Raw genomic sequence first — 22,053 nt, 5'->3', positions numbered from 1 at the left:
GCGTCGAATCAATGCGCGGCGAACGGTGCGAGCGTGTCGCCGATGTCGTGTCGCACCACAAGATCGGCAAGTTCGTCGAACTCGGTGGCGTCGCGATTGACGATGACGAGTGCAGCGCCGTTGCGTTTTGCCAGCAACGGCAATCCGGCCGCCGGCCAAACCACCAGCGAGGAGCCGACGACCAGAAACAGGTCGCAGGCGCGGCTCAGTTCCTCGGCACGCTGCATCGCCTGCGTCGGCATCGCCTGCCCGAACGAGATCGTCGCGGTCTTGATGAAGCCGCCGCAGTGCTCGCAGTCCGGAGCCTCCTCCGAGGCGGCAAAACGCGCGCGAACCCACTCGATTTCGTAGCGCGCGGCGCAGCCGAGACAGCCCGCATAGGTCGTGTTGCCGTGCAATTCGATCACGTCGGCCGCCGCAATGCCGGATTTCTGGTGCAGGTTGTCGATGTTCTGCGTCACCAGCGCCGGCGCCTTGCCGGTCCGGTAGAGCGTCGCCAGCGCGCGATGGCCGCGGCCGGGTTCCGCGCCGGAAAAATGCGCGTCGATCGCGAAACGCCGCCGCCAGGACTCGTTGCGCGCCTCGCGGCTCGCCATGAAGTCGTCGAAGTCGATCGGCTTGTTCTTGGTCCACAGCCCGCCCGGCGAGCGGAAGTCCGGGATGCCGCATTCAGTCGAGATGCCGGCGCCGGTGAACGGCAGAACGAGGCTCGCCTCGTCGAGCAACTCACGCAGCCGTGACACGGCCGTGTCGAGATCGGGGGCAATCACTGCTATAGGACTCCGGCCGTTCGCGAGGAGTTCATCGATGCGATACCTTCACACCATGCTGCGCGTCCGCGACCTCGACGCCGCGCTCGATTTTTATTGCAACAAACTTGGCCTCAAGGAAGTCCGCCGGCGGGTCGACGAGAAAAATCGCTACACACTCGTTTTCCTCGCCGGACCCGACGACGAGAAACTGGTCGAGGACAGCAAGAAGGCCGGCCGCGACGCGCCGCTCCTCGAGCTGACCTACAACTGGGACAGCGAGGACTATGGCGAGGCCCGCCACTTCGGCCACCTCGCCTTCGAAGTCGACAATATTTATGAGACATGCGAACGCCTGATGAAGGCGGGCGTCACTATCAATCGTCCGCCGCGCGACGGCGTCATGGCTTTCGTGCGTTCGCCGGACCGCCAGTCGGTCGAGCTTCTGCAGAAAGGCGCGCCTCTTCCCGCCGCCGAGCCGTGGAAATCGATGCCGAACACCGGAAAATGGTGAGTTTTGGCCGGTTCGGTCGCTTGCCGCTCGCGGCGAACGTCTTTATACCTCGCCGCGCCGGCGCGCAGGGGAACCCCCTTGGGCGTTGTTCAGCGCCCTTCGTCTAGCGGTCCAGGACGCCGCCCTTTCACGGCGGAAACACGGGTTCGATTCCCGTAGGGCGCGCCATCCTGCTTTGCTCGCGAAGCGAGCTGCGCAGGATGCCCTGCGAAGCCATTATCCGCGATAATCTCGGCGAAGCAGGGCTGATGCGAATGTCCCGCCTCAAAACCTAGCCATCCTGCTTTGCTTGCAAGGCGGCCATGCAGGATCACCGGCTCCTCCGCGTGCTGCATATCGCCTCACGGACAATTGCCCACATGGGGCAAGGCCGGCCGCTCACATAGCTTTGACATGATTTTACGCCAAGAGACCTCGGCGCGCGCAGCGCCGCGTCTTATCGTTTGATCCGCATCGCCGGGCGATCGTTCCATTCGATCGTCCCGCGGACGTCCCATTTGGGAGCGTGGCATCATGAATACACGCGAAGTCGTTTCGATCCTGCGAAGGGATGCCTCCTTCGTCTGGCACGCCGTGGTCGCCGTGGTGTTCATCGGTTTCGTCAGCCTGGCGCTGGCCGCCGCTCTGATCGACCTGCTGGCGATCTGACTTAAACGCCGGACCCGCGCGGCGGATAGATGTGCGCACGACCGTTGAAGTCGGTCACCGTCACCTGTCCCGCCTCGCCATTCGCCGTGACATAAGCCGGGCCCGCCGGGGCCTTGCCATAGCCGCCGGGAATATCGAGCACATAACTGGGCAGCGCGAGGCCCGACAGCCGCCCTTGCAGCTGCCGCATCAGCGCCTGACCGGTCGCAATGTCGGTGCGCAGGTGCGACGTGCCCGGCGCGAGATCGCCGTGATGCAGGTAGTACGGTTTGACCCGGCACTCGATCAGCGCGCGCATGAGATCGGCCAATACATCGGCGCGATCGTTGACGCCCTTCAACAGCACGGTCTGGCTCACCATCGGAATGCCGGCCTCGACGATCCGCGCGCAGGCCGCGCGTGCGGCCGCCGACAGTTCGCGGGCGTGATTGACGTGCAGCCCGAGATAGGTGGTCTTGCCAGAATCCTTCAAGGCTTCGACAAGCGCCGGTGTAACCCGTTCCGGCTCGACGGTCGGCACGCGGGTATGGATACGCACGATCTTCACATGCGGAATGGTGCCGAGCCGCGCCATCACGGTGCGCAGCCGGCGCGGCGACATCACCAGCGGGTCGCCGCCGGTCAGGATGACTTCCCAGATCTCCGGGCGCGCGGCGATGTAATTGAACGCCGTGTCGAACTGCGCTGGCGACAGCATCGCCGGCCCGCCCTGCCCGACCATCTCGCGGCGGAAGCAGAAGCGGCAGTAGACCGCGCAGACATTGACCAGCTTCAACAGCACGCGGTCGGGGTAGCGATGCACGACGCCTTCGACCGGCGAATGGGCATGATCGCCGATCGGGTCGGCGCGCTCGTCTGCGGTGGTCACCATTTCCGCCGGGCTCGGCACGAACTGCCGCGCGATCGGATCGGCCGGATCGGCCTTGTCGATCAGGCCGAGGATCGTCGGAGAAATCGCGACCGCGTAACGCTCCGCCACCGCTTCGAGCGCCGCGCGCTCGCCGGGCTGCGCAAGGCCCAGCGCGATCAACTCCTGCGGTGTCTGGACGCTCGTGCTCATCGATCCTGTTCCGCGCCGGGTGCGGCGACGCTGCTCCATAGCACATGCTCGATATGTGGCGCGCCGGTGGCCAGCATCGCCAGCCGGTCGAAGCCGAGCGCGATGCCGCTCGCGGGCGGCATTTCGGATAGCGCGGCGAGAAAATCCTCGTCGATCGGATAGCGCTCGCCGTGGATGCGCTGCTTCTCGGCCATCGCCGCCTCGAAGCGTCGGCGCTGCTCGGCCGGGTCGGTCAATTCGCCGAAGGCGTTGGCGAGCTCGACGCCGCAGGCATAAAGCTCGAAGCGTTCCGACACGCGGGGTTCGCCGGGCTTCGCCCGCGCCAGCGCCGCCTGCGGGATCGGATACTCATACAAGATGACTGCGCGATCCTTGCCGAGATGCGGCTCGACCTTCTCGGCCATGATCTTGCTGAACAGGTCGCCCCAGCTGTCGTCATCGGCCACCGCGATATCCATCTGCGCGGCCGCGCTTGCGAGCGCCAATCTGTTCCCTTCGAACTCGCCGCCGTTGTTCTTCTCGAGCGTCGCCAGCAAATCGAGACCGGCATGGCGCGAAAAGGCTTCAGCGACCGTGATGCGCTCCGGCGCCGCGAACGGATCGATGCTGCGGTCGCGATGGGTGAAGCGGCTCGTGCCGGCGGCCTTCGCCGCCACCGCGAGCAATGCCGCGCAATCCTCCATCAGCGTCTCGTAGCTCTCGCTAGCGCGATACCACTCCAGCATCGTGAATTCGGGATGGTGCAGCGGCCCGCGCTCGCGATTGCGGAACACGCGGGCGAACTCGAACAGCCGCGGCTCGCCGGCGGCGAGCAGTGTCTTGGCCGCGAATTCCGGCGAGGTCCGCAAATACCGCGGCGACCTCGCGCCGTCCGGCCCGATCAGGTCGGTTCCGAAGGCATGGAGATGCGTCTCATTGCCGGGCGAGACCTGCAGGGCCGGCGTCTCGACCTCGACGAAACCGGTCTCCGCGAACCAGCCCCGGATCGCCGCCTGGATGCGGCCCCGCGCCAGCAGAACCGGCCGGCGGTCGGCGTGGTGGCTCGAATTTGGACGCGGCATCGCCGGCAGGCCCTTCATTGGGGGGTTAACGCGCCGCGCGGCGCGGCCCTCGGAAAGGCTGGCGTCCGGCGGCAGGATCAGTAAGGTGCGGCCCGAATCCGCGGCTTCCCGCCGCACCCCGATCAGGAAACGCTCTCGTGAAAGTCATCGCCAGTTCCCTCCGCAAGGGCAATGTCGTCGATATCGACGGCAAACTCTATGTCGTCCTCACCGCCGAAAACTTCCACCCCGGCAAGGGTACGCCGACCACGCAGGTCGATATGCGCCGGATTTCGGACGGCGTGAAGACCTCGCAGCGTTACAAGACCACCGACCAGGTCGAGCGCGCCCATATCGAGGACAGCGAGTTCCAGTACCTCTATCAGGACGGCGACGGCTTCCACTTCATGAACCAGGAAAATTACGAGCAGACCACGCTGCCTGCCGACATCATCGGCGATCAGTCAGCCTACCTGCAGGAAAACATGGTCGTGAAGCTCTCCATGCACGAGGGCACCGCCGTCGCCATCGAGCTGCCGCAGAAGGTGACGCTCGAGATCACCGAGACCGAGCCGGTGGTGAAGGGCCAGACCGCGTCCGGCTCGTTCAAGCCGGCGATGCTGTCGAACGGCGTGCGCACCATGGTGCCGACCCACATCGTCGCCGGCACCCGCGTCGTCGTGATGACCGCCGACGGCGCCTATGTCGAGCGCGCCAAGGACTGACCGGCGCGCCGACGGGACCGTTTGCCGCGCCGGCGGCGGCCCGGATTCCACAAAATCGTGCGATTTTGCGGCTCGCTTGCAGGCCACCGGCTTGGCATCGCCATCCTCACGGCGATAACGTCGGCCGCATGTGCGAGGGGAGCCTGCGTTGGGCTTGAAACATCTTCAACACGCGGCCTTCGGCGCGCTGCTGCTCGTCTCGTCGGCGGCGGCAGCGCAGGAGATGGAACCGCCGCGCGTCACCGTGATGACGGTGGACTGGCGCGCCGCCCTCGACGACGCCACGAAATCCGTGCCGCTGCCGGAACACGGCCTCGCGCTCATCAACGATGCCGTCGCGGTGCGCTTGCCGGCCATTCGCAACAGCACAGTGCCGGTCCTGCTGCCGATCGATCTTGCCGCCATCCTGCGCGACAAGGCCGCCGGCAAGGCCGGTCTGGCAACGTCGAACTCCTATTTCTACGGCTTCGATCCGTCCGCATTCTTTCAGTCCGGCCCGGCCGGTTACGACTCCACCTTCTTCATCGATCCGAAGCAGCACAAGGATCTCGACGTCCGCTTCGCGCAGCCGGTCGAGGTTGCGATCGCCGGCGCTGCCTTCGTCTACGAGATCGACGGGCCGAGCATCGCCGAATGGTCGGGCGAGCCGCGCGACAAGGATGCGCAGGCCGCCTTCCCCGGCATTCGCCGCATCCTGCGCGAAGCGCACCTGCGTTACGCCTTCGAGCGGTTCGGCGTGCCCTATGTCGTCTCGATCGAGTGTTTCGACGGCCGGCCGCGCGCCAAGCGGCTCACCTGCAAGGATGCCGACAAGATCGCGCTCAGGTTCCTCGCGACGCTGAAGGTCGCCGGCGGTACGCCATCCGGAATGCCGGCGCCGGCGCTCGATCTCGCACGGCCGAAAACGGTGTCGCAGTCCTTCACCTATTATGCGCCGGGCGATCTGATCGAGAATTCCGGCTGGCGCGACAAGGGCGGCCGTGCCGACCGTCATGTCTATGCACAAATCCGCTTTCCGATCGCCAAGGCCCCGGCCTTCGCCAAATCGCAGTCCTTCAATCCGTGGGGCGACTGCTACCACAAGGGCGTCGTCGGCCGGATGCGCGGCAAAGGCGCCGCCTATCGCTGCAAGGTCAACGACCGCAAGCTGGTGTTCGACGAATCCGCGCCGGACAATTTCTCCTATCCGTGGCGCGACAACTTTTGTGAATACCGCGACTCTCAGGTCGGGCAATGCCCCGGCGGCTGGGGCCATCAGGGCCAGGACATCCGCGGCTCTTACTGCATGCTCAACAACGAAGGCGCCGACCGCTGCGAGCCCTACCAGCAGGACGTCGTCGCCGTGCGCTCCGGCATGATCTGGCGCAAGGCCGGCAACCTCGCCGCCTATATCTCGGTCAACACCGCGAACGACCGCGTGCGGTTTCGTTATCTGCACATGACGCCGTCGCGTCTCGATGCCGACGAGGTCGTCACCGGCCGCAAGGTCGAACAGGGCGAAGTGATCGGCAAGCTCTCGAACTACGGCGACCACGAGAACGGCACCTCGTATCACCTGCATTTCGACACGCAGGTGTTCACGCGCGACGGCTGGGTCTGGGTCAATCCCTACATGACACTGGTTGCCGCCTATGAGCGGCTGATCGGCGCGCGCGGCACCGAGGTCAAGGACGGCGATCCGGCCGCCGCCCGCAAGGGCGTCATCGCGCCGCTCGTCGCCCATCGCCCGCCGAGCGAAACGCCGGCCTTCGCCGTCAACTCCAAAACACCGCAGGAGTTAACCGCCTCGGTCAAATCCAAGCCTGCGGCGAAGAAACGCAAGGTCCGGCGCAAATCGCGGCATCGGAAGGCCGCCGAATAGCATGCGCCCGCGTTAGTGATTAACGCAGGCACCGCCACGGGCCGCATTGCCCGGCCATATTCGCCCCCTAAGATGCCTGGCATGACATCGATTCCGGAACTTGCGCTGACTGCGCCGACACGCCGCCGCCTCCTGACGCTGTCGCTCGCGGCCGGCGTCAATCTCGCGCTCCCGATCCCCTCCTGGGCCCGATCCTCGTTCGAAGCCTGGGTCCGTGACTTTCGCCCGCACGCGCTTCGCCGCGGCATCTCCGAGAAAACCTATGACCGGGTGATGGGCGCGGTGACGCCGGACACCAGCGTCTTCGAGTTCGAGAAGAAGCAGCCCGAATTCACCGTCGAGATGTGGCAGTACATCAATCGCCGCTGCTCGGAATGGCGCGTCAGCGTCGGCAAGAAGCGCGCCGAGGAATACAAGGCGCTGTTCGACCGCCTCGAACACGACTACGGCGTCGACCGCTATGTGCTGCTCGGCCTGTGGGGCATGGAGTCCTCGTTCGGCGACGTCATCGACAATCCGAAATACATGCGGCCGGTGATCCCGTCGCTCGCAGCCCTAGCGTGGCGCGAACCGCGCCGGCGCCGTTACTGGGAAAAGGAACTGCTTAACGCGCTGGTGATCGTCGAGCGCGGCTGGTCGACGCCCGACAAGATGATCGGTTCCTGGGCCGGCGCGATGGGTCACACCCAGTGGATGCCCGAGGTGTGGCTCAACATCGGCGTTGACTACAACAAGGACAAGCGGGTCGATCCGTTCGGCCCCGAGGACGCCCTCGCCGGCACCTGCAAATATCTGGTCGAGCGCGGCAAATACCGCCGCGGCGAGGCCTGGGGTTACGAGGCGAAAGTTCCGCACGCGCATCTGCGGCTTGCCAACAACCGCACCTGGCGCACTTATGCCCAGTGGCACAGGCTTGGCATCACCCGCGCCGACGGCAAGCCGTTCCCTCATTCGAATCACCGCGCCAAGCTCTGGCTGCCGGTCAAGGGCGGACCCGCGTTCTTCGTCGGGCAGAACTTCTTCGCCGTGCGCTCCTACAATCCGTCGTCGAGCTACACGCTGGCGCTCGTCCATCTCGGCGATCTCATCAAGGGCGGTGGCCACTTCAAGACCGAATTCCCCGGCGGGGAGCGCCCGCCGACGCTCGACGAGGTCAAGGAGATCCAGCGGCTGCTCGCCAAATACGGCTACAAGGTCGACGGCGTCGACGGCCGCACCGGCTCCGATACGGTCAAGGCGATCATCGCCTATGAAAAGAAGAATGGCATGACGCCGCATGGCTATGCCGGGCTGAAGCTGCTCGCGCGGCTGCGTCAGGGGCCGTAACAATCTCCCGTTAGGAGGCGAGCCTTATCGACCGCAACGCCTTGCCCGGCTTGCGGCCGAGTTCGCCGCTCGCCATCCAGGCCGCCAGAAAATCGACAAAGGCCTCGACCTTGCGCGGCGTCGATGCGGTTTGCGGATAGACCGCGAGCAGCGGACGCGGCGGAACGCGATGGCGCGGCAGCACCGGCGCGAGCAGTCCGCGTTCGAGATCGTCGGCCACCGCATAGTGCGGTATCTGCGCGATGCCGAGCCCTGCCACCGCGGCCTTGCGCAAGGTCAGCGCGCTGTTCGAATGAAACACGCCCGGCACCTTGACCGACATCGCGCCCTTGCCGCTCTCGAAATGCCAGACATAGTCGTTCGACGACGCATTGAGATGGACGAGGCAGGCGTGCCGGGCAAGATCGGCGGGCGTCGCCGGGCGCCCGGCCCGCGCCAGATAGTCCGGCGATGCACAGGTCGTCCAGTCGAGCATCGCGATTTCACGGCCCACGGTCGCGGACGTCGAACGCGGCGCGATGCAAAGCACGAGATCGAGGCCACGCTCGATGAAGTAATGCGAGCCGCGCAGCGAGACATTCTCGTGCGACAGCGAAACCCGCAGCCGCGGATGCAGCTTGGCGAAGGCGATGATCGCATCGGCAAGATGCGCGGTGCCGAAGGATTTCGGCGCCGCAAGCCGCAGCACGCCGGCCGGCTCGGCCTTGGCGCCGACAATGGCGCGCTCGCTCGCCTCGACGTCGCGGAACAGACGCTCGCAGAACTCAAGATAGGTGCGCCCCTCCTCCGTCAGGTTGAGCGAGCGCGTGGTGCGGTTCAAAAGCCGGACGCCGAGCCGCGTCTCGAGGTCGTTGATGTGGCGCGACAGCAGCGCCCGCGACAGGCCGAGCTGATTGGCGGCGACCGTGAAGCTGCCGGCCCGCACCACCCGCACGAAGCTTTCCATCACCCGGAAGCGGTCCATTCGGCACCCGATTGTCAATTCTGACGCAACAATCTAGTGCGTATTTATCGGCTATTCTGCACCAATATCAACGCCTATAGTCGAGCCAAGAATGAGCGGCCCTGAGGCAACGGCCGCCGCCCGGGAGGAAGAATGCAAGTCCGCGCGCAAGGGACCGGCGTCACGCCGGCCGTCGACGGCGATATCGACCGGCCCGTTCCGGCCGGCGTCAATGCGCCCGCCTTCGGCAGCGACGTGGTCGCGGATGCGCTGCGCGCGCTCGATATCCCCTATATCGCCCTCAATCCCGGCGCGAGCTACCGCGGCCTGCACGACAGCCTGGTGAACTACCTCGGCAACGCGCGGCCGCAGATGCTGCTCTGCCTGCACGAAGAAAGCGCGATCGCCATCGCCCACGGCTACGCCAAGGTGACCGGCAAGGCGATGCTCGCCGCCGTCCACTCCAATGTCGGGCTGATGCACGCCGCGATGGGCATTTTCGACGCCTGGTGCGATCGCGCGCCGATGGTGGTCCTGGGCGCGACCGGTCCGGTCGACGCCGCCAAGCGCCGTCCATGGATCGACTGGATCCACACCGCGCGCGATCAGGGCGCGCTGGTGCGCGACTACACCAAATGGGACGACCAGCCGGCCTCGCCGCAAGCCGCGACCGAGGCGCTGCTGCGCGCCAACTGGATCGCCAACACCGCGCCGATGGGACCGACCTACGTCAACCTCGACGCCGGCATGCAGGAGGCGAAGCTCACCGAGCAGCCCGCACCCATCGATGCCGCCCGCATGATGCCGCCGGCCGTGATGGCGGCTGCGCCCGAGCAGATCGACAAAGCGGTAGCGCTGCTGCGCGACGCCAAGCGTCCGGTCATCCTCGCCGGCCGCGTCTCGCGCAGCGAAGCGGCCTGGGCGGCGCGCATCGCGCTTGCCGAGCGGCTCAACGCCCGCGTCGTCACCGACCTGAAGGTCGCCGCCGCCTTCCCGACCGACCATCCGCTGCACACAGGCAGCCCGTCGATGATCGCGCCGGTGCCGGACGCCGCCGCGGCGCTCAAGGAGGCCGACGTCATCCTCAGCCTCGACTGGGTCGATGTCGCCGGTACGCTGAAACACATCGGCCCGACGAGCGCCAGGATCATCCAGGTCTCGGTCGATCACCTGATCCATCGCGGCTGGAGCATGGACTATCAGGGTCTGCCGCCGGTCGACGTGATGCTCGCCTGCGAGCCCGACATGGCGGTACCCGCTTTGCTCGCCGCGCTGCCGGCCGGCAAGGCCGCAACGCCGTCCGCGCGCAAACCGAACATGCCGATGCCCGCCGGCGACAAGCTGATGGTCGACCATCTGGCGGTCGCGTTGCGCGATGCGCTCGGCAGTCGGCCGAACGCGCTGACGCACTGCTCGCTGTCGTGGAACGCCGAAACCTGGTCGGTCCGCCATCCGCTCGATTATCTCGGCACCGAGGGCGGCGGCGGCATCGGCGCCGGCCCCGGCGTCACCGTCGGCGCGGCACTCGCGCTGAAAGGTTCCGGCCGCATGCCGGTCGCGGTGTGTGGTGACGGCGATTTCCTGATGGGCGTCACCGCGCTGTGGACTGCGGTGCATTACCGCATCCCGCTGCTGATCGTGGTCGCCAACAATCGCTCGTTCTTCAACGACGAACTGCATCAGGAGCGGGTCGCCCGCATGCGTAACCGTCCGGCCGAAAACCGCTGGGTCGGCCAGCGGATTTCCGAGCCCGATATCGACCTCGCCGCGATGGCGCGCGCGCAGGGCGCGCAAGCCTTCGGCCCCGTCAAGGCGATCGGCGATCTTGCGGCGACCTTCGCCAAGGCCATCGCCGCGGTCGAAGCGGGCCACGTCGCCGTGGTCGATGTTTGGGTCGAACCGGGCTACAGTGCCGCAACCACCGCCGTCATGACCCGGAAAAGCGAGTGACACGAGCCATGACCGCAACATCGTCCGCAACCGCCAATCCCGTCCTCACCGTCGAGCACATCGCCGTCCAGTTCGAGACCCCGGACGGGCCGGTGGTCGCCGTCGACGACGTCTCGTTCAATGTCGCGCCCGGCGAATTCATTTCGGTGATCGGGCCGTCCGGCTGCGGCAAGTCGACGGTGTTCAACGTCATCGGCGGACTGCTGTCGAACCACGCCGGCACGGTGCAGGTTGCCGGCGAGACGATCAACGGCCCGCACAAGTCGATCGGCATGGTGTTCCAGGAGGAGTCGACCTTCCCCTGGCGCACGGTCAAGGACAACGTCGCGTTCCCGCTCGAACTGACCGGCATGGCCAAGGCCGAACGCATGGAGCGCGCGCGGCATTTCATCGCGATGGTCGGTCTCGACGGCTTCGAGAACCGCTATCCCGGCGAACTGTCCGGCGGCATGCGCCAGCGCGTGTCGCTCGCCCGCACCCTTGCCTCCGAGCCGAAAATCCTGCTGATGGACGAGCCCTTCGCAGCGCTCGACGAGCAGACGCGCCTTCTGCTCGGCGACAAGGTGCTACAGATCCAGCAGCAGCTGAACCAGACCACGCTGCTCATCACCCACAACATCACGGAAGCGGTGCAGATGTCGGACCGCATCCTGGTGATGACCTACCGCCCCGGCAAGCTGAAGCGCGTCGTCGACATCAAGCTACCGCGGCCGCGCTCTTCGGAGATCGTCGGTAGCGACGCTTTCGGCCGCTATGTCGCGGAAATCTGGAACGACCTGCGCGAGGAAGCGAGCCGCGGCCTCAACGACGAGGAAGCCCACGCCCGCCAGAACGCCGGAGCCGCCTGATGGCGAGGGGCGGCCTGAGCCGGAATCGCTTTGCGCCCGCCGCGGTCGGCATCGGCTCGCTGCTGATTTTCTTCGTCATCCTCGAGATCCTGATCCAGAGCGGCGCCATCAGCCGCTTCATCGTTCCGCCGCCCTCGGAAATCCTCGAAAGCTTCGAGCGCATCATCGTCGAGGAAGGTGTGATCGGACGCTTCTTCTTCACCGCGCGCGAGTGCCTGATCGCCAGCGTGATGCTGATCGTGTTCGGCGTCGCCGGCGGCGTCATCATGGAGCGCTACAGTCTGCTCCGCCGTGCCTGCGAGACCTGGGTTGCGGCGATGGCGGCGGCGCCGGTCGTGCTCGCCTATCCGCTGTTCATGGTGATCTTCGGCCGCAACATGTGGACCATCATCATGATGGGCTTCGTCGCCGCGTTGCCGCCGGTGATCCTGAAGACCATCGAGGGCATCTCCGGCACCCGCAAGGTGCTGCTCAATGTCGGCCGCAGTTTCAACCTGACGCCGATGCAGATGTTCTGGAAGATTCAGTTTCCCGCAGCGCTCCCGACGATCTTCACCGGCGTGCGGCTCGGTCTCATCTTCGCGCTGATCAACGTGGTCGGCGTCGAATTCCTGATCAATTTCGGCGGGCTCGGCCAGCTGATCAACGAGCTTGCCGAACGCTACGACCTCGGCGGCACCTATGCCGCGATCTGCTTCGTGATCCTGGTCAGCGTGTTGTTTTTCATGTCGATCGAAAAGGCGGAACGATGGCTGAGACCGGTCGACTGACCCGCACCGCAGCGCCTGCGTCGCCGATGGGGGCCGTCACCCTGCTGCGGATCGCCATTGTGCTGATCACGCTGCTGGTCTGGGAGGTGCTGGCGCGTTCCGGCTGGCTCTATCGCGACGTCGTCCCTTCGTTGCTGTCGATCGGCGCGGCGCTCGTCGACCTGCTGTCGACGCCGGAATATTACCGCCACCTCGCCGTCACCTCCGGCGAGATCGCCGTCGCGATGGCGATCGGCGGCGTCGCCGGCATGGTCGTCGGGCTGGCGCTCGGCGCCAACCGCTTTCTGTCGAAAGCCTACGAGTCGTTCCTCTATTATCTCGGGCCCACGCCGAAGATCATCTTCTTTCCGATCATGATCATGTGGTTCGGCGTCGGCCCCGGCTCCAAGATCGCGCTCGGCACGCTGTCTTGCTTCTTCCCCGTGGCGCTCTCGGTCGCCGCCGGCATGCGCGAGATCGACAAGGTCCTGATCCGCGTCGGCCGCAGCTTCCGCGCCAACACCTGGCAGATGGTGATGAAAATCTATCTGCCGGCGATGCGCCATCCGATCATCAATGGGCTGAGGATCGGCTTCGGCGTCGCGCTGATCGGCACCCTGCTAGCGGAAACAAAGCTCTCCAACCAGGGCATCGGCTTTCTCATCATCCAGGCCTACGCGATTTTCGACATGCCGCGGATGTACGCCAACCTCATCGTGCTGTTCGTGTTGGCGATCGGCGTCAACGCGCTGATCGGCAAGGCCGGCGGCATCGAAAGCGTGCGCCGCAGCTGATCTCGACCGAAGCGACCAGAACAGGGAGGACAACGATGAAGCACATTTCCGGCGTCGCCGCGCTTGTTGCGGCAGCCGTCGTCGGCCTCGCCGCGCCCGCGGCCGCCGACGACCTCGTCAAGATGACCGTCGGCCAGCGCGGCAACTGGGATACCGCGGTCACCCATCTCGGCGACAAGGCCGGCATCTTCAAGAAGCACGGCATCGCGCTCGAAATCGTCTACACGCGGGGCAGCGGCGAAACCGTGCAGCCGGTGGTGTCCGGCAACGTCGATATCGGCATTGCCGTCGGCACGCTCGGCGCCATCGGCTACTACGCCAAGGGCGCGCCGATCCGCATCATCGCCGCGGAAGCGACCGGCGCGGCCGACTACTGGTACGTCAAGAACGACTCCAGCGTGAAGATGCTGACGGACGCCGCCTCCGCCAAGGGCAAGACGATCGCCTATTCGACCAACGGCTCCTCGACCCACTCGATGGTGCTCGCCTTCGTCAAGGAATACGGCCTCGACGTGAAGCCGACCGCGACCGGCAGCCCGCCCGCCACGCTGACCACGGTGATGAGCGGCCAGGTCGACATCGGCTGGGCTGCACCACCCTTCGGCCTCAAGGAGATTCAGGAAGGCAAGATCCGCCTGGTCGGCCGCGGCGGCGACACCAAGATCATCGGCGGGCAGACCATCCGCACCCTCATCGCCAATGCGGATTCGCTGAAGAACCGCCGCGACGTGCTCAAGCGCTTCATGACCGCCTACAAGGAATCCATCGACTACATGTATTCCAGCGATCCGAAGGTGCTCGCCGACTATGCGGAGTTCGCCAAGATCACCCCGGACATGGCCAGGCGCGTGCGCGACGAATTCTTCCCGAAGTCGCTGATGCAGTTGAGCGAGATCAAGGGCCTCGACGATCTCCTCAAGGACGCGGTGACGCTGAAATACGCGCCGAAAGCGCTCACCAAGGAGCAGGTCGACGACATGATCCAGATCAAGGCCGTGCAGTAAGGCCGCCCGCACCCAAAAGCGAACGCCGCGGCCCCGCGCGCCGCGGCGTTTTCGTTTCCAGATGCCGCTCAGATCTTGAAGGCTTCCAGCGTGCCCGGATGGAACAGTTCTTCCGGCTTCACCAGCCGTGACGACAGCCCCTGCGCGTGGTGATGCTTGAGAAAGCTCTCCAGCGTCTTGCGGCTCGCCTCGACCCCGTAAGGCCAGAAGTCCTCACCCATCGTGGTGCGCGCCTCGGTCAGCCGCTCCTCGACGAAAGGCAGCGTCACCTTGGTCGCGGAGGTGTCGGACAGCAGTTCCAGCGCCGCCGCCTTCGACTGTTCGAAGGCCTTGAACACCGCGCCGGGCAGCCAGGGGTGCTGCTCGGCCAGTTCCCGGCGCACGCCGACCAGATGCATGATCGGGAAGATGCCGGTGCGCTTGAAATAGTCCTTGGCCGCCGCGACCGGGTCCGGAAACAACCAGCCGACATTCGGATGACCGCCGGGGATCGCCGGCGGACGCGGCGCGATGAAGCCGTCGATCTCGCCCTCGGCCAGCAACTGTGAAATCGACTTGTCCGGCGGCGCGTCGGTGAGCTTCACGTCCTTCGGCAGGTTGATGGTGATCTTTTCCGGCCGCCCGGCATGCTCGATGCCGCCGCGCACCCAATGAATGTCCGACGGCTTGACGCCGTAATCGTCCTCGAGGATCGCGCGCGCCCAGACGTTCGCCGTGAGCTGATATTCCGGCACGCCGACCTTCTTGCCCTTGAGGTCTTCCGGCTTCTTGATGCGGTCGGTTCGCACATAGATCGCGGTATGACGGAACGCCCGCGACACGAAGGCCGGCACGCCGACGTAAGGCGGGTTGCCCTGCGCGGTCTTGACCGTGAAGCTCGACAGCGACAGCTCGCAGATGTCGAATTCCGCATGGCGAAAAGCGCGGAAAAATATCTCTTCCGGCGACAGCGTCATGCAGACGGCGTTGACGCCGTCGATGGCGACCGAGCCGTCGATCAGTGCGCGGGTGCGGTCATAAGGTCCAACGGCGACGGAAAGCGTGAGTTTGCTCATAAGGCGAAGTCCGGCGTGGTGTTGCTTCACCACCCGTCTTAGGCGAAACGGCGCGCCAAATCAAAACGCGATTGGGCAGGCCGCCTATTCCACGCCGCCGCGGCGCTGGGTCTTCTCGTCCGGCGTGACGTCGATCACCGCGGCGCGGCCGGTGATCTTCACCGGCGGCCGACAATCGCTCATGCAGGGCTTGGCGTTCCAGAACGCCTTTTCGGTCTTCTCGCGGTCGTCGTCGACGAAGCCGGCCTGGTTCGGCATCTTGACCTTGTTCCAGGTCTCCTTCGACAGCACGAACTTGTCGTCGACGATGTCGTTGAGGTTCAGCACATAGGCGACGACGGCATAAAGCTCGTCATTGGTCAGCGACTGCGCATCGCCGAACGGCATGGCGCGGCGGATATAGTCGAACACGCTCGACAGGTACGGAAAATACGAGCCGACCGTCTTGACCGGATCGTGCGTCGACAAGGTGCCCTTGCCCTGCGCGAGTTGCGGCCAGCGGCCTGCGCTCTCGCCGAATTCGCCGTGACAGGCCGCGCAGCGTTCCAGATAGATCGCCTCGCCGTCCTTGACCGAACCCTTGCCCGGAGGCGCGCCCTCGCCGTCCGGCCGCACGTCGATGTTCCAGCCGGCGATCTGCTCCGGCGTCGCCGCGGTGCCGATGCCGTAGTGATGAGCCTTTTGAGAAGGTTTGGCGCCTTGCGCGATCGCCGCGCCGGCGAGCGCCGCGACCGCTACGCCGGCGATGAGGAGAGACCTAGCCGACTTCGACATTCTCGACCTCCCCGTCCGCCTTCACATGCCAGGTCTGGATGCCGTTGTTGTGGTAGATCGAGTTGACGCCGCGCACCTTGCGCAGGTCGTCCTTGCTCGGCTGCACGTAGCCGGTGGAATCGATGGCGCGCGACTGCAGCAGCAGCGGCTGGCCGTTCCAGTCGAACTCGTAATAGAAACGCACGCAGGCCTTGTCGAACACCGGGCCGTCGATGCGCGCCTCGCGCCAGTTGCGGCCGCCGTCGAGCGAGACGTCGACGCGCTTCACCGTGCCGCGACCGGACCACGCAAGCCCCGAGACGATCGTGAAGCCCTTCCTCACCTTCGCTACCTGCGGCGACGGCGAGGTGATGACGGACTTGGCGTCCATCACCCAGGTGAACTGCCGCGCCTTCCCGCTCTCCAGCAGGTCGGTGTATTTCGAGGTCTCCTCGCGGGTGAACCACGGCTCGTCGCCGACCTTGATGCGGCGCAGCCACTTCACCCACATATTGCCTTCCCAGCCCGGCACCACGAGGCGCGCCGGATAGCCGTTCTCCGGCCTCAGCATCTCGCCGTTCATGCGGTAGGCGACGATGCAATCCTCGAGCGCCTTGGCCATCGGCACCGAACGGTTCATCGCCGCGGCGTCGCCGCCCTCGGCCATGATCCACTTCGCATTGGACTTGAGCCCCGCCTCTTCCAGCAGAACCTTCAGCGGCACGCCGGTATACATCACGCAATGGACCATGCCGTGGGTATACTGGCAGCCGTTCAACTGCGCGCCGCGCCACTCCATGCCGGAATTGGCGGCACATTCGAGGAAGTAGATCTTGTTGACGCGCGGGAACCGCTTGAGGTCGTCGAGGGTAAACAGCAGCGGCTTGTCGACGAGACCGTGGATCATCAGCCGGTAGTCGGCGGGATCGACCTCGGCGATGCCGGAATGATGACGCTCGAAGCACAGCCCGTTCGGCGTGATGATGCCGTCCAGCTCGTGCAGCGGCGTGAAGCTGACCGAGGACTCGCGGCTCGCGGTGAGCCATTGCACGTCGCGGCGCACGACTTCCTTCTCGAACTGCGAGGGATGGCCGTAAGGCCGCGTGGCGACGCCGTCGCCGAGCGCCTTGGTCCAGTCCGCGACATTGGGCGGCTGGTTTTTCGGATTGCCGAGCGCGGGTGCGGCCGCGCCGGCCGCTGCCAGTCCGGCCGCGCCTGCCAGAAACCCGCGGCGCGAGGTCCGCGCCTTGCCGGCGGCATCGTTGCCGCGCGGCCTGCCACTCGACGTGTCATCGACCTTCGTCATGACGCCCTCCGGCGGCCCGACGGCCGCGCAATCATATTCTTTTTTACGAATATAATTGAGGGCGGCGTCAGACGCCAGAGATTTTGACGCTGCGATTGGGGGTAACTTCGACCGTCTTCGCCCGCGCGATATGGCGCTCGACCAGGTCCCAGACCGGCGGGCCTTGCGTGCCCTCGTTGACGCTCGCCCAGCCGGCGACGGTGTAGTCCTTGGCCGGATCGACCGGCTTGCCGGTTTTCAGGAGCGTCATGCCGGAAATGCGCTGCCCGGCCGGCTTCGACACGTCAATGCTGTAGCCAAGCCCGCCGCAACGCACCATATCGCCGCCCTGCTGATAATACGGGTCGGGATTGAACAGATTGTCAGCGACGTCTTCCAGCACATCCTTGAGCCGCTGCCCGCTCATCGCCATGCGGTAGACCTGCGGATAGGTGATCGCGGTCGCGTTGTGGATGTCCTCGACCGTGATCGGCTGGTTCGGCAGCACGCTGGTGCCCCAGCGGAAACCCGGCGACAGCGCGATCTCGGCGTCGCGCTCCTTCAGCAGCGCCGCGCAGATCACGTCGTCGAAAGTGCCGTTGAAATTGCCGCGCCGGTACAACAGTGATTTGGAGTGACCGACGACGCGGCCGAGTTCGGCGGCGAACGGCGTGCGCGCCTTCGCGACCGCCGCCGTCATCTCGAGGTCCGGCGTGATCGCGTCGGCGAACAGCGGGATCAGCTTGTAGCGGAACGCCTTCACCTCGCCGCCCTGCACGTCGAGATCGAGCCGCGACAGGAACTTGCCATGACTGCCGGACGCGATCAGCAGCGTCTTGCCGACCTTGATCGCCTCGGGCAGCGCATCATGGGTGTGGCCGGTCAGGATGACGTCGATGCCCTCGACGCGGGACGCGAGCTTGCGGTCGACGTCGAAGCCGTTATGCGACAGCAGAACGACGAGCTGCGCGCCCTCCTTGCGAACCTTCTCGACATTGGCGCGCACGTCGTCCTCGCGAATGCCGAACGACCATTTCGGGATCATCCAGCGCGGATTGGCGACCGGCGTATAAGGGAACGCCTGCCCGAGTACGGCGATCTTCACCCCGCCCCGCTCGAACATCTTGTAGGGCGTGAAGGCCGGCTCGTTCCATTCCGTGTCGCGGATATTGAGCGCGAGGAACGCGAAGCCGAGCTTGTCGATCAGTTCCTTGACGCGGCGCTCGCCATAGGTGAACTCCCAGTGGCCGGTCATGGCGTCCGGCTTCAGGAGCGCCATGCAGTCGGCCATGTCCTGGCCCTTGGTGCGGTTGGCGCCGAGCGAACCCTGCCAGGTGTCGCCGCCGTCGAGCAGCAGCACCTTGTCGCCACGCTCCGCGCGCACCGCCTTGACCGCGGTGGCGAGCCGGTCGAGTCCGCCGATCCGGCCGTAGCTCTTGGCCAGCGCTGCAAAATCCTGATCGGTCAGCGCATAGGCCGACGCCGACTTCTTGGAGATGCCGAACCGCTTGAGGAAGTCCGTGCCGGTGACGTGGGGCGGGCGGCCGCGCGCCTCGCCGACGCCGATATTGATCGACGGTTCGCGGAAATAGACCGGCACAAGCTGGCCGTGAATGTCGGTCACATGCAGCAGCGTGACGTTGCCGACGGTGTCGAACTTCAGGAGGTCGTTCTGCGTCAGCCGCTGCTGCGCCAGCGCCCGGGTGAACCCGCCGCCGAACCCCAGTCCGAGCGCCGCGGTCGCGGCACCAACCTGCAACGCTTCACGGCGCGTTATCATGCCGACAACGATCTCCCTGCCCCGCCGGGCAAGTCCGGCGGCGTGCCTGCATCAAAAAGGAAAGGACCGCCGCGATTAGCGACGGTCCCCGGTTTCGGTCAGTGACGGATGCCCGGAACGCTGAGCTTCTGGCCCTGGTTGAGCGAGGCGATGTACAGCTCCAGATCGCCGTATTCCTTGGCGTCCGGCGGCAGCTCGTCGCCGCGGATGTTCACCGAGCACCACTGGAAGCGCTGCCGGATATCCCACACCGTCTGCAGGCTCGTGCGCCAGGTCGGGAAGTGGTCGAGCTGGCCCTTCGGCTCGCCGAGCCACTGTCCGCGGATCCACTTGTTCGCAACGAGACCGTGGCAGTCGGCGCACGCCATGTTGAGCTGGCCGATCTTGCGGTGCGACAGCTTCTCGCCGCGCGCGATGGCCGCCTTCGCGCCCGCCGACGTGGTGTCGACCTTCATCGGCGTGCCGTTGGCGAGGAAGTGCAGATAGACCGACATCGCGCGGTTATCGTCGGTTTCCATCAGCCAGTTCGCGCCCGTTGTCGCGCGCGCGTGACGGGTGATGAACTCCTCGACGCCGAGCACCTTGTTGAGCCGCGGCTCCCATTTCGGCATCGACGCCGCCCAGGTCTTGAACTGCGCGGTTGGATTGCTGTGGCAGGTGTTGCAGGACTTGCCGCCGGCGGCGGCCTGCTTCCACATCGCCTGCGCCTTTTCGACCGACCACATGCCGGGATTTTCCAGCGGGTCGAGATTGTCGCGCTTCTCGACCGGCGCGGGACGCTTGTTCGGGTCGTCAAGCTCGGTCTTGAACACCGCCGGCTTGGTCAGCGTCTTGAGGAACGCGACCATGTCCATGATCTCCTGATCGTTGAACAGGCCGTGCGAACCCCAGGGCGGCATCACCGTCTCGGCGTTATAGACGCGCGCGTCGTTGATGTAGTTGAACAGGTACTCGTCGTCGCGGCCGGCCTTGCCGATTTCGGAAAGATCGGGCGCGACGTTGCCCGGCAGATTGGCGCCGCCCGCCGGACCCATCACATGGCAGGCAAGGCAGGAGCCGCCGCGGCGGCGGTCGGCGACGAGCTTGGCGCCACTCTCGGCGTTGCCGGTCAGGCCGGCGGGAACCTTGCGGGGATCCTTCGGCGCCGGCGGCGACGCAAGATGCGCGAGCGTGTTGTATTTCGACATGTCGCGCGCCGGCCAGCGGTCGTAGCGCTTCCAGGGCCGCGCCGAGGCGTCACCCTTGGTGTCGAGCGGCGCAGCCTGGGCGGCCTTTGCCTTCTTGTCCTTGGCGATCGCCGCATTGTCCGAAGCCTGAAGCGCAAAGCCCGCCACGACGACTGCGGCCACGCCGGCCGTCAGAATCCTCCCAAGCGTCATCGGTTCCTCCAAAAATTTTTTGTTGTCTCGGACCGGCGGCGAGCGCCGGTCCGGCCGTCAATCAGGCCACGGTAATCTTCGACTCGGCGGTCGTCACCGTTCCGTCGTCGTCCTTCCAGCTGAACTTGAAGGTGCCGCTCTCGTCCACCTTGGCGCTGAACTGGATATACGGGTTCGCCGCGATCGCCGGCTCCAGGTTCGCGGTGAACACCGGCTTGCCGTTGAATTCGCAGGTGAAGGTATTGATGATCTTGCGCGGGATCACCTTGCCTTCCTTGTCCTTGCGCTGGCCCGACTCCATGATGTGCGGGATCAGTGTCTTGATCTGGATGACGTCACCCTTCTTGGCTTCGCTCGGAAGCTTCAGGCGCGGTTTTTCAGCCATTCTCTAATCTCCTGTCGCGTTCCGGTCAGCCGCCGCAGCCGCCGATGGTGACCTTGACGAGCTTCTGCTCCGTATAGAGCGCGCCCTTCGAGGTCTTGGCGACGACGATGATGTTCTGGGTGGTGGCGAGGCGGATGCGCACAGCGGCGTCGGCCTTGCCCGACAGCGGCGTGAACTGCAGGCGCGCGACGCCCGGCCGCGGATTGCCGTCGGCCAGCACCAGCACCTCGCTGACGTGATCGTCGGCCGTCATCGGCGCGTCGACCGTGATCGACAGCGGCACGGTATTGCCGTTTTCGGCGATTTCCGGGAGCTCGATGGCGATCTTGCCCTTCTCGGCGGTCTTGCCGCCGGTGAACTTGGCGATCTCCTCGGCTGTCGCCTTGGTGTCGGCCAACACCTCCCCGTTCCAGCCCGCGAGCGCCACCACGACGCCGCTGGCGCCGAGGACGACTGCTTGCCGGCGCGTCAATTGGCGCATCGACTTTTCTCCCTTGTGACACTGGTCGAGACTTTCAGCCCCGCGTTGCGGACACATTAACCGCGGCTCGGCTCATCTTCAAATCATATTCATTAAAAAGAATATTGTTGTTTGCACTGCGGCATGCGGGGATCAACCCGTCTGGCTTTTCACGTATTCGCGAAAACTCTTGCTCTCGTAAGCCTTTTCCCGGACGTAGCGAAACATCGCGAGGAAGTCATCCGGCCGCAGATAGCCCGGCAGCCGTGCGACCTCGCGCTTGGTGGGCTCGAGACTCTTCAGCCCGGCCGATGCCTCGGGAAAAAACTGAAAGGTCGGCGTGAAGCGCACCCCGTAGCGCGCGGCCAGCGCCTTTTCCGACAGCTCTGTTCCATCAAAATCGGTCACCTTGCGCGAGCCGATGATGTTGAGCTGCAGCACCTCGAAATTATTGCGCACATAGTCGGCAATCCGCGGCTGCGAGAAATTGACGAAGTGGGTTTCCTTGCAATACGGGCAACCCTTCAACTCCCACATGATGGCGAGGCGCTTGCCGGCCTTGGCCGCGCCGTCGAGATCCTCGGCAAGATCGAGGAAACTCTCAAGGAACCAAGGCTCCTTGTAGAGCCCGTCGTCGGTAAGGATCGGTTCGGCATGGCCGCGCCCGGAGACAAGCGTTGCGGCCGCCGCGCCGCCGATAAAAACCCGTCGATTGATGTGGTTCGCCATTGCGTTTCCGGCGCCG

The 22,053-nt window shown here is 65.5% G+C and carries 22 protein-coding genes, 1 tRNA gene and 1 pseudogene; 12 read left to right on the top strand and 12 right to left on the bottom strand.

Annotation, left to right across the window (positions count from 1 at the left end; translation table 11 throughout):
• Positions 1-8 precede the first annotated feature (8 nt).
• On the bottom strand, positions 9-770 hold the full coding sequence (locus tag AB7F10_RS05160; protein ID WP_428562946.1) for an SIR2 family NAD-dependent protein deacylase: 762 nt from the start codon (positions 768-770) through the stop codon (positions 9-11).
• Positions 771-807: 37 nt separating this feature from the next.
• Between AB7F10_RS05160 and AB7F10_RS05155 the strand changes: the two genes are divergently transcribed.
• The 3 genes from AB7F10_RS05155 to AB7F10_RS05145 all read left to right on the top strand — a co-directional run bounded on the left by AB7F10_RS05155 (position 808) and on the right by AB7F10_RS05145 (position 1,911).
• Positions 808-1,263, top strand: a complete 456-nt coding sequence (locus tag AB7F10_RS05155; protein WP_428562948.1) for a VOC family protein — start codon at positions 808-810, stop codon at positions 1,261-1,263.
• 92 nt (positions 1,264-1,355) lie between these two features.
• Positions 1,356-1,431 (top strand) — tRNA-Glu (locus AB7F10_RS05150).
• Positions 1,432-1,776: 345 nt separating this feature from the next.
• Positions 1,777-1,911, top strand: coding sequence for a hypothetical protein (locus AB7F10_RS05145; RefSeq protein WP_428562950.1), 135 nt, complete (start codon positions 1,777-1,779; stop codon positions 1,909-1,911).
• Between the two features lies 1 nt (position 1,912).
• On the opposite strand, the gene AB7F10_RS05140 is transcribed toward AB7F10_RS05145, so the two are convergent.
• Together AB7F10_RS05140 and epmA are read right to left on the bottom strand one after the other, a co-directional pair.
• Positions 1,913-2,971: a lysine-2,3-aminomutase-like protein gene (locus AB7F10_RS05140; RefSeq protein ID WP_428562952.1), complete on the bottom strand. Its 1,059-nt coding sequence runs from the start codon at positions 2,969-2,971 to the stop codon at positions 1,913-1,915.
• A complete protein-coding gene (epmA, locus tag AB7F10_RS05135; protein WP_428562954.1) occupies positions 2,968-4,032 on the bottom strand; it encodes an EF-P lysine aminoacylase EpmA in 1,065 nt (354 codons plus the stop codon). The genes AB7F10_RS05140 and epmA overlap by 4 nt, the downstream gene beginning before the upstream one ends.
• A gap of 137 nt (positions 4,033-4,169) precedes the next feature.
• On the opposite strand from epmA, the gene efp reads away from it, so the two are divergent.
• The 3 genes from efp to AB7F10_RS05120 all read left to right on the top strand — a co-directional run bounded on the left by efp (position 4,170) and on the right by AB7F10_RS05120 (position 7,923).
• Positions 4,170-4,736, top strand: coding sequence for an elongation factor P (gene efp, locus AB7F10_RS05130; protein ID WP_428562956.1), 567 nt, complete (start codon positions 4,170-4,172; stop codon positions 4,734-4,736).
• 154 nt (positions 4,737-4,890) lie between these two features.
• The gene (locus tag AB7F10_RS05125) at positions 4,891-6,597 is read left to right on the top strand and encodes a M23 family metallopeptidase (protein ID WP_428562958.1); all 1,707 of its coding nucleotides are present in this window, start codon (positions 4,891-4,893) and stop codon (positions 6,595-6,597) included.
• An 81-nt stretch (positions 6,598-6,678) separates the two neighbouring features.
• Entirely contained in the window at positions 6,679-7,923 is a 1,245-nt protein-coding gene (locus AB7F10_RS05120) for a lytic murein transglycosylase (RefSeq protein ID WP_428562960.1), read from the top strand.
• A gap of 10 nt (positions 7,924-7,933) precedes the next feature.
• Here the strand turns inward: AB7F10_RS05120 and AB7F10_RS05115 are convergent, their stop codons facing one another.
• Positions 7,934-8,887, bottom strand: coding sequence for a LysR family transcriptional regulator (locus AB7F10_RS05115; protein ID WP_428562962.1), 954 nt, complete (start codon positions 8,885-8,887; stop codon positions 7,934-7,936).
• Between the two features lie 132 nt (positions 8,888-9,019).
• On the opposite strand from AB7F10_RS05115, the pseudogene AB7F10_RS05110 reads away from it, so the two are divergent.
• The 6 genes and pseudogenes from AB7F10_RS05110 to AB7F10_RS05085 form a co-directional block, all read left to right on the top strand.
• Positions 9,020-9,388, top strand: a pseudogene (locus AB7F10_RS05110) (thiamine pyrophosphate-binding protein); the annotation flags it as partial.
• 192 nt (positions 9,389-9,580) lie between these two features.
• A complete protein-coding gene (locus AB7F10_RS05105) occupies positions 9,581-10,816 on the top strand; it encodes a thiamine pyrophosphate-dependent enzyme (RefSeq protein WP_428587125.1) in 1,236 nt (411 codons plus the stop codon).
• A gap of 8 nt (positions 10,817-10,824) precedes the next feature.
• Positions 10,825-11,664, top strand: a complete 840-nt coding sequence (locus tag AB7F10_RS05100; protein WP_428564810.1) for an ABC transporter ATP-binding protein — start codon at positions 10,825-10,827, stop codon at positions 11,662-11,664.
• Positions 11,664-12,434 (top strand): ABC transporter permease, encoded by a 771-nt coding sequence (locus tag AB7F10_RS05095; RefSeq protein ID WP_428564813.1) that lies wholly within the window; start codon positions 11,664-11,666, stop codon positions 12,432-12,434. The genes AB7F10_RS05100 and AB7F10_RS05095 overlap by 1 nt, the downstream gene beginning before the upstream one ends.
• Positions 12,413-13,207 (top strand): ABC transporter permease, encoded by a 795-nt coding sequence (locus AB7F10_RS05090; protein ID WP_428564816.1) that lies wholly within the window; start codon positions 12,413-12,415, stop codon positions 13,205-13,207. Before AB7F10_RS05095 ends, AB7F10_RS05090 begins: the two co-directional genes overlap by 22 nt.
• Before the next feature lie 35 nt (positions 13,208-13,242).
• Positions 13,243-14,211, top strand: a complete 969-nt coding sequence (locus AB7F10_RS05085) for an ABC transporter substrate-binding protein (RefSeq protein WP_428564819.1) — start codon at positions 13,243-13,245, stop codon at positions 14,209-14,211.
• 68 nt (positions 14,212-14,279) lie between these two features.
• Here the strand turns inward: AB7F10_RS05085 and AB7F10_RS05080 are convergent, their stop codons facing one another.
• From AB7F10_RS05080 to AB7F10_RS05045, 8 genes are all read right to left on the bottom strand, one after another.
• The gene (locus tag AB7F10_RS05080; protein WP_428564822.1) at positions 14,280-15,266 is read right to left on the bottom strand and encodes an ABC transporter substrate-binding protein; all 987 of its coding nucleotides are present in this window, start codon (positions 15,264-15,266) and stop codon (positions 14,280-14,282) included.
• An 84-nt stretch (positions 15,267-15,350) separates the two neighbouring features.
• Positions 15,351-16,040 (bottom strand): c-type cytochrome, encoded by a 690-nt coding sequence (locus tag AB7F10_RS05075; RefSeq protein ID WP_428564825.1) that lies wholly within the window; start codon positions 16,038-16,040, stop codon positions 15,351-15,353.
• The gene (gene soxC / locus AB7F10_RS05070) at positions 16,024-17,325 is read right to left on the bottom strand and encodes a sulfite dehydrogenase (RefSeq protein WP_428564828.1); all 1,302 of its coding nucleotides are present in this window, start codon (positions 17,323-17,325) and stop codon (positions 16,024-16,026) included. The genes AB7F10_RS05075 and soxC overlap by 17 nt, the downstream gene beginning before the upstream one ends.
• Positions 17,326-17,392: 67 nt before the next feature.
• Positions 17,393-19,084 carry a thiosulfohydrolase SoxB gene (gene soxB, locus AB7F10_RS05065; RefSeq protein WP_428564830.1) on the bottom strand — a complete coding sequence of 564 codons (1,692 nt, stop codon included), beginning with the start codon at positions 19,082-19,084 and terminating at the stop codon, positions 17,393-17,395.
• A 98-nt stretch (positions 19,085-19,182) separates the two neighbouring features.
• The gene (gene soxA / locus AB7F10_RS05060) at positions 19,183-20,463 is read right to left on the bottom strand and encodes a sulfur oxidation c-type cytochrome SoxA (RefSeq protein ID WP_428564833.1); all 1,281 of its coding nucleotides are present in this window, start codon (positions 20,461-20,463) and stop codon (positions 19,183-19,185) included.
• A gap of 61 nt (positions 20,464-20,524) precedes the next feature.
• On the bottom strand, positions 20,525-20,848 hold the full coding sequence (gene soxZ, locus AB7F10_RS05055; protein WP_428564836.1) for a thiosulfate oxidation carrier complex protein SoxZ: 324 nt from the start codon (positions 20,846-20,848) through the stop codon (positions 20,525-20,527).
• Between the two features lie 25 nt (positions 20,849-20,873).
• Positions 20,874-21,329, bottom strand: coding sequence for a thiosulfate oxidation carrier protein SoxY (gene soxY, locus AB7F10_RS05050; protein WP_428564839.1), 456 nt, complete (start codon positions 21,327-21,329; stop codon positions 20,874-20,876).
• Between the two features lie 132 nt (positions 21,330-21,461).
• On the bottom strand, positions 21,462-22,037 hold the full coding sequence (locus tag AB7F10_RS05045) for a SoxW family protein (RefSeq protein WP_428564842.1): 576 nt from the start codon (positions 22,035-22,037) through the stop codon (positions 21,462-21,464).
• Between the last annotated feature and the right edge of the window lie 16 nt (positions 22,038-22,053).

The sequence above is a fragment of the Pseudolabrys sp. genome (genome assembly GCF_050250095.1).
Lineage (GTDB): Bacteria > Pseudomonadota > Alphaproteobacteria > Rhizobiales > Xanthobacteraceae > Pseudolabrys.
This window is presented reverse-complemented; position numbering and strand designations above follow the sequence as displayed.